Genomic DNA, 11,921 nt, shown 5'->3' with positions numbered 1-11,921 from the left:
ATTACCTGGACGAGTTTTGTTACAAGCTCAACAGAAGATACTTCGGTCAAAAACTCTTTGACAGACTCATCATTGCTTCGATTTAATCATACTGGCAAGATTGCGGATATACATATTAGCTTAAATAAAGTAAGTCTAAAACGGAGCCTATCCTGCACTATCCTACTGAATTTTGGATTAGGAATTATAAAGAATCTTCAAAAAAGAAAATTGATAAATAAAAAATTGAAATTCTACGAAGACCTGTTATTTGTAGAGGGGTATAATTCTGAAATGGTTTTAAATTGAACCATCGAACAGGTTGGTTAAAAATTCCATGCTCAAGACAGCACAGGATGCAATTGGCTTCCTTTTCCAACAAATTGACCTTATGAAAATCCTTTAAATCCAATGAACCAAGAGACAAAAAATTTCAAGCACGTAAGTTACCTCTGGGATGAAGAGAAAGCCTCAAAACTTGAAGGCAATGAGGTGGACCTTTTGATCTATCGATCCAATATTCTTGGGGCCGATTTGAGAATCACAAATTATGGTGGTGGAAATACAAGTTGCAAGACATTTGAAAAGGATCCTTTGACCAAAGAAGAAGTGGAAATCATGTGGGTGAAAGGTTCTGGAGGAGATATTGGAACCTTAAAAAAATCTGGCCTGGCAGGATTATATGTAAATAAATTGCGATCGCTAAAGGGCATCTATCGTGGACTTCAATTTGAAGACGAAATGGTGGAACTGTTCAACCATTGCATCTATGATCTTGCTTCCAAAGCTCCATCGATTGACACGCCACTTCATGCATTTTTACCTTTTAAACATATTGACCACCTACATCCTGATGCGGCTATTGCCATAGCTGCATCTAAAGATGGAGAGCGAATCACAAAAGAACTCTGGAAGGGACAAATTTCATGGGTTCCTTGGCAGCGTCCCGGTTTCGACTTGGGTCTTCAGCTCAAGCAATCATTGGATGACAACCCTGGGATTCGGGGAATTATGCTTGGAGGCCATGGACTTTTCACTTGGGGAGATACTTCTTACGAGTGCTATATGAATAGCCTCGAAGTAATAGAAATGGCTTCTGAATATTTAGCAGAAAACTACGGAAAAAATCGTCCTGTTTTTGGTGGCGCCAAGGTAACTTCACTTGATCCGGAAGCAAGAAAATCACAAGCTGCAAAACTTGCCCCATTACTCAGAGGTCTAGCTTCTTCGGAAAACCTGATGGTTGGTACGTTTACAGATGCACCCGAAGTGTTGGAATTTATTAACAGTCATGATCTTGTGAAATTAGCACCGATGGGAACTAGCTGTCCTGACCATTTCCTGAGAACCAAGATCTCTCCATTAGTCTTGGACATTCCGGCTGATCAAGATTTGAGCGATCCTAAATCTATTAAAGATCAAATTTCAAGTGCTTTTCAAGTGTATCGGGAAATGTATGCCAATTACTATGAGAAGCATAAGCGGGCAAATAGTCCAGCGATGCGAGATCCGAACCCAGTGGTGATCATCTGGCCAGGCGTGGGCATGTTCAGCTATGCCAAAAACAAACAAACCAGCCGAGTAGCAAGTGAATTTTATATCAATGCCATCAATGTGATGCGAGGTGCTGAAGCGGTTTCAGAATATGTGTCACTCCCATTACAGGAAGCTTTTGATATCGAGTACTGGTTATTGGAAGAAGCCAAACTTCAACGGATGCCAAAAGAGCAACCGCTTTCCAGAAAGATCGCTTTGGTCACAGGAAGTGCAGGAGGGATCGGAAAAGCTATCGCAGAAAAATATGTACAAGAAGGAGCCTGCGTAGTAGTTACTGATATTGATGCAAACCGCCTGATAGATGCTGAAGCAGAATTTCTTCTCAAATACGGAAAGGATTCTTTCTTAGGTGTAAAGTTGGATGTGACCGATTTGACAAGCTTAGAAAAAGCAATTGAAGCCACTTGTCTAAAGTTCGGTGGAGTCGATATCATTGTAAACAATGCTGGAATTTCCATCAGCAAAAGCTTTGAAGACCATACCAATCAAGACTGGTCAAAGCTCAATGATATTCTAGTCATGGGCCAATATCATGTCTCAAAAGCAGGAGTAAAGATCATGAAAGAACAGGGTCTAGGGGGAGACATTATTAACATCGTTAGTAAAAATGCCCTTGTAGCCGGGCCAAAAAATGTAGCTTATGGAACTGCAAAAGCAGCACAACTCCATATGTCAAGATTAATGGCAGCAGAACTTGCAGAAGATAAAATTAAGGTAAACGTAATCAACCCGGATGCTGTGATTGAAAATTCCAACATTTGGGAAGGCGGATGGGCAGAGAATCGCGCAAAAGCATATGGAGTGGAATTGAAAGACCTACCTCAGTACTATGCCAATCGGACTTTACTCAAGGAAAGCGTAAAAACTTCGGATATCGCTGATGCAGCTTTTGCCTTTGTGAGCGGGTTACTTTCTAAGAGCACTGGAAATATGCTCAATGTAGATGGTGGATTGGCGGCAGCTTTCCCTCGATAGATTATTGGAAACCTAAAATAAACCCAGCCTATGTTACTCGATAAATCTGAAAAAATCCATAATGAATCCCGGACACCAAAATACATGCAGGTGGTCAACTTGATCTTGGAAGATATTGACCGAGGAAAGCTGAAAATAGGAGACCGGATTCCTTCGATCAATGAGACAAGTTTTGACTTTCTTCTTTCTAGAGATACCGTAGAAAAGGCATACAATGAACTTCGTGATCGCGGTATCATCACTTCTGTTCGTGGCAAAGGATTCTATGTGAATTCTACCAACATGGAGAATAAGACGAAGGTCCTTTTACTCTTCAACAAGCTGAGTTCCTATAAAAAAATTATTTACTACTCGATCGTTGAGACTTTAGGAAATCAAGCAAACGTCGATCTTCAAATTCATCATTACAATAAAACTCTTTTCCAAAGTTTACTCGAGAGAAACCTTGGAGAATACCATTATTACGTAGTAGCTCCCCACTTCTATGATGAAAATTCTCGGCCTGAGACCGCCTACGAACTCATTAAAAAAATTCCTTCGGACAAATTGTTGATCATTGATCGGGCAGTAAAAGATCATGAAAATGAGTTCCCAGGTGTTTATCAGGATTTTGCGAGAGATATTATGGAAGCTTTAGAATCTGGAATCACCCACTTGAGAAAGTATGAGCGCTTGATCCTAGTATTTCCAAAGGGTGAGCTTTATCCACCGGAAATCATAGATGGATTTAAGCGATTCTGCTATTTCCACAATTTCAATAACCTTATTTTAGATGGTATTGATGATGAGCCACTATACAAAGGCGATTCATTTATCGTGTTGGCTGAAACTGATCTAGCAGATATTGTGAAGAAATCGCGTGAGCAAAACTTAAAACTAGGTCAAGATGTGGGTGTAATTTCCTATAATGAAACTCCACTCAAAGAAATTTTGGCAGATGGAATCACCACTATTTCCACTGATTTTATTCATATGGGCAGATCCATCGCGGAACAAATCCTGGGAAAAGAGGACAAAATCCCTATTAAAAACCCCTTTAAGCTTTATCTTAGGAAATCGATCTAGGTTTTTAATCTTTATATGTAAAGATATCATAAAGCTTATTTTCCTTGCTAAACAAGACGGGAGACCGGAGACGGAAGACCGAATTGATCCAGTTTATAACACTATGATAAGATCAAACTTGTTAGCCTATTTACCTTTAACCCATTAATCTTGATGAAGCATTTCACTTTCCTAATACTTTGCTTAAGCCTGATTTTTCAGGCTTTTTCGCAAGACAACCGACCCAATATCATTTTTATCCTTTCGGACGATCATCGCTATGATTTCATGGGATTCACTGGTGCAGTGGAAGGTCTTGAAACACCGAACCTTGACCGTATGGCAAGCAATGGAGCTCATTTCCCGAATGCTTTTGTGACTACAGCTCTTTGTTCACCTAGCCGAGCCTCCATTCTCACCGGACAATATGCACACACGCATACCATCGTGGATAATTCTGCTCCCGTACCGGAAGGCAATAAGTTTTTCCCGGAGATCCTTCAGAAAAACGGCTATCAGACTAGCTTTTTTGGAAAATGGCACATGGGCGATGAGGATGATAAGCCTCAAGCAGGCTTCGATTATTGGTTGAGTTTTCGAGGTCAGGGCGTATACAATGACCCTACTTTCAATATCAATGGGCAGCAAGTCAAACAACCCGAGGGAAGCTACACCACGGATCGATTGACTGATTATGCGGTAGAATGGTTGGAAAAAAGAGAAAAAGATAAGCCGTTTTTCCTCTATTTATCCCATAAAGCAGTACATGCCGAATTTACTCCTGCAGAGCGCCATAAAGGATTACATGACAAAACACCTGTCGTGACTCCGCCGAGTATGTATCTGACCGCTACCAAAGACAGTCCTTATTTCTCCGACCGCGAAAAGCCGATCACAACTCCAGTAAATTACAAAGACATTCCTGAATGGGTTCGGCGGCAGCGCTTTTCCTGGCATGGAGTCGATTACATGTATCATGGTGCTATTCCTTTTGATTCTTTTTACCGCCTGTATCTGGAGACGCTTATGGGAATCGATGAAAGTGTCGGGAGAGTTTTGGATTACGTGGAGAAAAATGGCCTGAAGGAAAATACCTTGATTGTCTATATGGGTGACAATGGATTTAGCTTCGGAGAGCATGGACTGATCGACAAGCGACATGCCTATGAGGAGTCCATGAAAGTTCCATTTTTGGCACAATATCCTAAACTCATCAAGCCCGGAACTGTGAACCCAAACATCGTGATGAATATCGATTTGGCACCGACTTTCTTGGAACTTGCCGGTCTACCTGGAGCCAAAGCAGATGTGCAGGGACAATCAATTCTCCCTATCATCAAAAACCAGCAGGCAGATTGGAGAGACAAAGTTTTCTATGAATACTACTGGGAAATGGCTTATCCAAGTACCCCAACGCTCTTCGCTGTGCGAACGGATCGCTACAAATACATCTTCAATCACGGGGTTTGGGACACCAACGAGCTTTATGACTTAGAAAAGGACCCTTATGAAATGAACAACCTCATACGGTCACCTGAGCATCAGAAACTTGCACAAGAACTGAGAAGCGACATATTTACTTGGCTGGAAACCACAGGAGGAGAGCAAATTCCGCTCAAGCGAATCAGCTATCCAAAGAGAGATCATATCTATCAGCGCACTTATTAATGGACATGGAAAAACTTCCCGTAACTGCCGTTTTCGATATTGGAAAGACGAACAAAAAGTTCTTCCTTTTTGATGAAAACCTCCAAGAAGTTTTTCAAGCTTACAGCAGGTTCGAGGACTTAGCCGATGAAGATGGGTTCCCTGCGGAAAATCTCCCAGCCATGTCCAACTGGATGATCGAGACTTTTCAAGCAGCTTTAGCTTTGCCGGAATTCGAAATCAAACGATTAAACTTCTCCACTCATGGAGCCAGTTTCGTGCATACGGATGCATCAGGAAATCCGGCCACGCCGCTTTACGATTACCTCAAACCATTTCCGGAAGACTTATTGGCAAACTTTTATTCCGAAAATGGAGGGAAAATGAATTTTTGCCGGGCAACATCCTCTCCGCCATTGGCAATGCTCAACTCGGGTCTTCAAATCTATTTCGTAAAATATGCCAAGCCTGAACTTTTCAAAAATGTTGCTCACTGCTTCCATCTTCCCCAGTACGTCAGCTTTTTATTTACCGGAGAAATGACATCCGACTACACCAGCATAGGCTGTCATACTGGACTTTGGGATTTTGAAAAAAACGACTACCACGAATGGGTGGATCGGGAAAATATCCGTGAACTTCTACCACCAATCAAATCAGGGAAAACCGTATTAACTACCAAGCCCGAACTAGGCAATATTTCCTGCGGAATCGGGATTCATGATTCCTCGGCGGCTCTGCTGCCTTACATACAGCGGGAAACCGAACCTTTCATTTTGCTTTCCACAGGCACTTGGGCGATCAGCATCAATCCCTTCAACAAAACCCCGCTCACCAAAAAAGAACTCAAGCGAGACTGCCTGCAATTCCTGAGTGTACAGGGTGAACCCATCAAAATCAGCCGATTATTCATCGGAGAAGAGCATAAATATCAAATCGACGAGATGTATGCTTATTTCAAACTGCCTCAGGGAACTTATAAAAAACTGATTTTTGAGGAGTCCCTCTTTCAAAAAGTAAAGGCAAACTCCGTCAAAAGAATTGCTTTTCACTACCTCAAGCCCAAAGATTTTGAATTGGAAAGTGCGGGGGAAACCGACTGGGCTAGTTTTGAAAATTTCGAAGAGGCCTATTATACTTTTATGGATGAGCTCACCGACCTGCAGCTTGCCTCGCTGAATTTGGTTTTGGCAGGAAGTCCCGTCAAGCGAATCTTTGTAGACGGCGGATTCAATGCCAATCTGATTTTCTTGGAGATGCTTCGCAAAAAGCTACCCGATTTGGAAATCATCCCGAGTGATTTCCCGAATGGTTCTGCTCTGGGTGCGGCGATGTTGATTAATGAAGCGATGACCCATAACCATGAATAGTAAAAAACCACATATCGCCCTATTTATCCCTTGCTACGTAGATCAATTTTATCCAAATGTGGCCATCTCAACTTTAGCTGTCTTGGAAAAACTAGGCTGCCAAGTGACCTACCCCATGAATCAAACCTGCTGCGGTCAGCCGATGGCGAATGCCGGTTTTGAGCGGGACACAGTTGGGACGACAAAACACTTTATCGAAACTTTCGCAGCATATGACTATGTAGTCGCACCCTCTGGAAGTTGTGTAGTTCATGTCAAAGAACATTCTCCAGCTATTGCAGGTATGGAAAAAGAGCAAGCTGAACTTCATGATAAAATCTTCGAGTTTTCTGAATTTCTGACCGATATTTTGAAAATTGATCATCTTGAAGGAAGCTTTCCACATCGGATCGGGTATCATTCTTCCTGTCATGGACAGCGAGGATTACGACTTTCATCCAGCTCAGAACTGAATGAAAAACCCTTCAGCAAAGCAAAAAAACTTTTAGAAAACCTGAAAGGTTTAACTTGGGTGGAGCTAACACGGACAGATGAATGCTGTGGATTCGGAGGAACTTTCGCAGTAAGTGAAGAGGTTCTTTCGGTGCAAATGGGTAAAGATCGATTGGAAGATCACCATGCACATCAAGTTGAGATTTTGACCGGAGGAGACATGTCTTGCATCATGCATTTACAGGGAATAGCTCAGCGGCAAAACCAAAATCTCAAATTCAAGCATATCGCCGAAATACTAAACGAAGCAATGGCATGAGTCATCCACAGGAAGCAGCGGAATTTTTAAAAGACCCAGCCAAATCAAAATGGCATGATGATACCCTTTGGTTTATCCGAGACAAGCGGGATAAAATGAGCCATTCCGTCCCAGAATGGGAAGAATTACGGGAATTAGCTTCCACAATCAAGGATAATGTGCTTGGAAATCTGGCGGATTACTTGGAAAAATTTGAGCGTAATGCGACTAAGAATGGAATCAAAGTACATTGGGCTGCCAATGCACAGGAACATAATGAGATCGTACTTTCTATTCTAAAAGAAAAGGAATGTAAAGCCATCGTTAAGAGCAAATCGATCCTCACAGAAGAGTGTCATTTGAACCCTTTTTTGGAAAAAAATGACATTGAAGTAGTGGACACCGATCTGGGTGAGCGAATTGTACAGTTTCTCGGTCAGCCTCCAAGTCATATCGTCTTGCCTGCAATCCATTTGAAAAAAGGGGAAATCTCAGAACTTTTCCATGAAAAGCTCCACACAGAAAAAGGAAATGAAGATCCATATTATTTGACCCAAGCAGCAAGACACCACCTTCGGGAAAAGTTTCTTGCAGCAAAAGTGGCGATCACCGGAGTGAATTTCGGCGTTGCTGAAACAGGGGAATTCGTAGTCTGCACCAACGAAGGGAATGCCGATATGGGCGTCCACTTGGCCGATACGCATATCGCCTGCATGGGAATCGAAAAGATTATTCCAAAGCGAACCCATCTCGGGGTTTTCTTGAGATTACTTGCCAGATCAGCAACAGGTCAAAATATAACCAATTACAATTCTCATTTCAGAAGTCCAGAAGCCGGAAAAGAAATTCATATCATTCTGGTGGACAATGGCAGAACCGCACAATTGGGGCGTGAGAATTTTAGAAACTCACTCAAATGCATCCGTTGCGGTGCTTGCATGAATACCTGTCCGATATATAGAAGAAGTGGCGGATTCAGTTACAAAAGTACGGTTCCGGGTCCGATCGGATCAATTCTTTCTCCGGGCTTGAATTTACAAAAACACAGCAGCTTACCTTTCGCCTCCACACTTTGCGGAAGCTGCACGGATGTATGTCCTGTTAAGATCAATATTCACGAGCAGCTTTACCTTTGGCGTCAAGAAATTACCAAAGCGCAAGGCACTTCAGTAAAGGAACTTTCCATGATGCTTGGAAATGGAATTTTCAAAAGCCCTTTGGCTTACAACTATTCCGGAAAAATCATGCGAATGGCTTTAAAAAACCTTCCAAAATCAATGATTTACAACCCGCTAAATATCTGGGGAAAGCAGCGAGATCTGCCAGCAGTTCCAAAAGAAAGTTTCAAAGAATGGTATCAAAAAAACCGATCATGAGCAGTAGAGATTCCATCCTCAGAAAAATCCGGAGTTTAAAATTAGATCAAAAACCACTACCTGAAATCCCAGATTTCAAAGGAGGCGATAACCTAATAGAAGGATTTAGCACTGCTATTCTCGGAAATAAGGGTGAGCTTTTGACAGCTGATGAATTAAGCACTAAGCTGGAATCAGGGCTCTATCCATCTGTTTATTCCAGTGTTCCGGAGTTTGGAAAATTTGCAAATCAAGCTTTACCTACTGATCCACATAGTTTTTCCAAACTGGATTTGGCCATCTTAAAAGGGCAATTCGGAGTAGCTGAGAACGGCGCGATTTGGCTGGAAGATTCGGATTTAGGCTTGCGGGCAATTCCTTTTATTACTGAGCATTTGGTGATTGTTTTAGATCAGGAATCACTGGTATCCACTATGTATCAAGCTTATGATCGGATTGGAGGACAGCATTCTGGGTTTGGTTTGTTTATCGCTGGACCGTCCAAGACAGCGGATATCGAGCAATCTCTAGTGATCGGAGCGCATGGGGCAAAGAGCCTAGTGGTTGTATTAATCTAAGCCAGATTTTTGGTAAGAAAAAAGCTGTTTTTACCAGAATCTGTGCGAGAAAACCCCAGTTCCATAGCTAATTTATCTGCGATTTTTTTACAAAGTGGAAGTCCTATTCCTGTTCCTTTCTCCCGCATTGTACCATAGGTAGTCTTCACCTTGAAATCAAATAAGGTTATTTCCTCTTTTTGAGGAATCTCCTTTCCTTCATTTTTGACAATCCATTTCACTTCCTTTTCTGAGCAGATCAATTCAAATTCGATTTCACCTCCCACAGGCGTGAATTTAATGGCATTATCAAGTAGATTTTTTAAAATTATCCGAATTTCAGAAGCTTCAAGTTCGATATTCAGGTCATTACCAGATTTCTTAAACTCAATAGTTTGATTTTTTACCGCTGCTTGAGAAAGCATCCCGTCTTTCATCTCGTCAGTAAATTTATACAAGCTTACTGTCTCTGTCTCTAGCTCTTTGTCCTCTAATTCTGCCAAAACCCAATTCAAAGTATTATTCAGCACTCCAGATAAATGATAACTTTGGTTTTTAAGATTTTTGAGAATCCCCTCCATCTCACCCTCCTCAAATAGTCCTTTATCGGCAAGCTCCAAAGTCTGACCGAGCATTCCGATTGGATTTTTAAGATCATGAGAAAGCAAAGCAATGAGTTGGTTTTTTTTAGTATTCAAAGAATCTAACTCCTTCATTGCCAACTCTCTTTCAGTTTGAATTAGTCTTAGGCTGTCATTTTGTGACCTATAATTCCTCAAAAATATTTGAATACCTAGGAAAGAAAATAACCCTGTCCACCAAATGGTAATCAAATGATCCCAATATAGACTTTCAAGATCAGGATAATGCTGAGTAACAATAAACCAACCATGGACTTCACCATAAAAAAGAAGGCTGTATAACATAAATGTTAAAAGTAACAAAGCGATTTTTGGCCATCCCTTTATCAAAATACCAATTCCTACTACAAAAATAAAAATGGTATAAAATGTCGGACCTTGGTAACCTTCGTTGTACACATAATTAATAGCAACTAAAATCAAACCTATAAAAATCATCAACTGGATCACCGGCTGAAAATATCCATACTTCCACATAACCCAAAACCCAAGTAAGTAGGGGATTGCAAAAAGGAATTTTGTTTTTACAATAAAGGGATCAAGCCCAATTATCAAATCTGATAAACCTAAAAAAATCATCAAAAAACCAGCGAGCAAGGCAAATAACAGAGAAATCTTGTTTTGAAGCTGATCAAGATTATTGTCTAGATCCTGAGTCCCAAAAAGTCTCATTTAATATTCAATTATTTATAAAGATTTGAAAACTAAAAATAGAGAAATTCTTGGAAATAAATCGCTACCCTACAGATTCTCAGTGAAAAAATATGTGAGCAAGCTATTTAAAGCCAAAATTTATTTTTGTGTAGAAATGGATTAAACCCGGGTTAATTTAATCGGATAGGTTTTACCAGCATTCCACTGGCAGACGTAGATATTCTCATCTTGATCGATACATACGTCATGGCAATGTTTAAAAACTGGCTGGGATTGCACCATTAATTGGAGTTCGCCATTGCGGTATTCTGGCGCTGTCCCGCCTGGATTCGAAACTACCCTGTTATCCTTGTCCAATATGGTTACGAAACCTGAATTATCGGTCTGTTCCAAATATCTTAATCGAGACCAGCATACTCCTGCAAAAAGATTTTCTCCGTGGATTACAGGTCTGCATACAAATGCCCCTGGCAGGAAAATCGTTTCCAAATATTCACCATCTAGCGTAAACCGCTTAAAGGAATTATGACCCCTTGAGGTACAGAGTAAAGTAGGCTCTTTACCTCCTCGCTGATCTATCGCAATTCCATGAGCTGTGCTAAATTGACTATCTCCTTGACCTGGGCCTCCGAATTTTCGGATAAAATTCCCATTCTTATCGTATTGCAAAAAGTATTGAGATCCATAGCCATCGGCAATATAAAGATCTCCATTTGGCCCTACTGCAGTTTCAGTCGGCACCCAGCGCATTTTTTCGTCATAGATCCCTTCCTTTATCGGAGAGACTACTTCTGAGACAATCACCCCACCTAGTGTTGTCTTAAGTACTCTCCCTCCATTGTCCACTACCCAAAGGTATTCTGCATCTCCTTCATCCACAATCGAGAGCCCATGAGCTCGATCTAAATTCAAAGTCCATGTGTCCAATAATTTCCCAGCTTGATCATAAATGATCACATTATTTTTAGCCTCATCAGTCAGCATGATCATTCTTCCTTTTCGATCCATCACCATTTCATGACAGTTCATTACTGGCACTTTAGCAGGATCTAAATTCCCCCAAGTAGAGTCAATTTTATATTTAAAATCACCATGGCCTAAGATCTGGTCTTGGGCTGCAAAAAGAGAAAAGTCAGGTTTGATGCTCATAGCTAATCCTAATAGAGAGGAGTTTTGGATAAATTTTCTTCGTGAGTTCATTTGAGTGCTGCTAGACTTTCAATTTAAGATTTCCTTCTGGATAACCGAAAAAAGATCTCCCAAAAAAGGTCTTTACTACTGAATTTCGAATAATTTTTTATGTATATCCGCAATCTTGCCAGTATGATTAAATCGAAGCAATGATGAGTCTGTCAAAGAGTTTTTGACCGAAGTATCTTCTGTTGAGCTTGTAACAAAACTCGTCCAGGTAA

10 protein-coding genes are annotated in these 11,921 nt (G+C 41.0%); 8 read left to right on the top strand and 2 right to left on the bottom strand.

The window, feature by feature from the left end:
- From P8O16_RS16070 to P8O16_RS16035, 8 genes are all read left to right on the top strand, one after another.
- A partial coding sequence (locus P8O16_RS16070) for a hypothetical protein (RefSeq protein ID WP_300316457.1) occupies window positions 1-288 on the top strand: 288 nt, incomplete at its 5' end.
- A 102-nt stretch (window positions 289-390) separates the two neighbouring features.
- Window positions 391-2,511, top strand: coding sequence for a bifunctional aldolase/short-chain dehydrogenase (locus P8O16_RS16065; RefSeq protein WP_300316456.1), 2,121 nt, complete (start codon window positions 391-393; stop codon window positions 2,509-2,511).
- Window positions 2,512-2,541: 30 nt separating this feature from the next.
- Window positions 2,542-3,576 (top strand): GntR family transcriptional regulator, encoded by a 1,035-nt coding sequence (locus P8O16_RS16060; RefSeq protein ID WP_300316455.1) that lies wholly within the window; start codon window positions 2,542-2,544, stop codon window positions 3,574-3,576.
- Between the two features lie 153 nt (window positions 3,577-3,729).
- Window positions 3,730-5,223, top strand: coding sequence for a sulfatase (locus P8O16_RS16055; RefSeq protein WP_300316454.1), 1,494 nt, complete (start codon window positions 3,730-3,732; stop codon window positions 5,221-5,223).
- A 5-nt stretch (window positions 5,224-5,228) separates the two neighbouring features.
- The gene (locus P8O16_RS16050; RefSeq protein WP_300316453.1) at window positions 5,229-6,572 is read left to right on the top strand and encodes an FGGY family carbohydrate kinase; all 1,344 of its coding nucleotides are present in this window, start codon (window positions 5,229-5,231) and stop codon (window positions 6,570-6,572) included.
- Window positions 6,565-7,323: a (Fe-S)-binding protein gene (locus P8O16_RS16045; protein WP_300316452.1), complete on the top strand. Its 759-nt coding sequence runs from the start codon at window positions 6,565-6,567 to the stop codon at window positions 7,321-7,323. The genes P8O16_RS16050 and P8O16_RS16045 overlap by 8 nt, the downstream gene beginning before the upstream one ends.
- Window positions 7,320-8,678 (top strand): lactate utilization protein B, encoded by a 1,359-nt coding sequence (locus P8O16_RS16040; protein WP_300316451.1) that lies wholly within the window; start codon window positions 7,320-7,322, stop codon window positions 8,676-8,678. Before P8O16_RS16045 ends, P8O16_RS16040 begins: the two co-directional genes overlap by 4 nt.
- Complete coding sequence (locus P8O16_RS16035; RefSeq protein WP_300316450.1) at window positions 8,675-9,235, top strand: LUD domain-containing protein; 561 nt, start codon at window positions 8,675-8,677, stop codon at window positions 9,233-9,235. Before P8O16_RS16040 ends, P8O16_RS16035 begins: the two co-directional genes overlap by 4 nt.
- Here P8O16_RS16035 and P8O16_RS16030 read toward each other — a convergent pair.
- Together P8O16_RS16030 and P8O16_RS16025 are read right to left on the bottom strand one after the other, a co-directional pair.
- On the bottom strand, window positions 9,232-10,527 hold the full coding sequence (locus tag P8O16_RS16030) for a HAMP domain-containing sensor histidine kinase (protein WP_300316449.1): 1,296 nt from the start codon (window positions 10,525-10,527) through the stop codon (window positions 9,232-9,234). The two genes, P8O16_RS16035 and P8O16_RS16030, sit on opposite strands and share 4 nt — an antisense overlap.
- Window positions 10,528-10,668: 141 nt before the next feature.
- Entirely contained in the window at window positions 10,669-11,709 is a 1,041-nt protein-coding gene (locus P8O16_RS16025; RefSeq protein ID WP_300316448.1) for a 6-bladed beta-propeller, read from the bottom strand.
- Window positions 11,710-11,921 lie beyond the last annotated feature (212 nt).

This window comes from Algoriphagus sp., assembly GCF_029254265.1.
Lineage (GTDB): Bacteria > Bacteroidota > Bacteroidia > Cytophagales > Cyclobacteriaceae > Algoriphagus.
The sequence above is the reverse complement of the archived record's forward strand: the minus strand, read 5'-3'. Positions and strand labels throughout refer to the sequence as shown.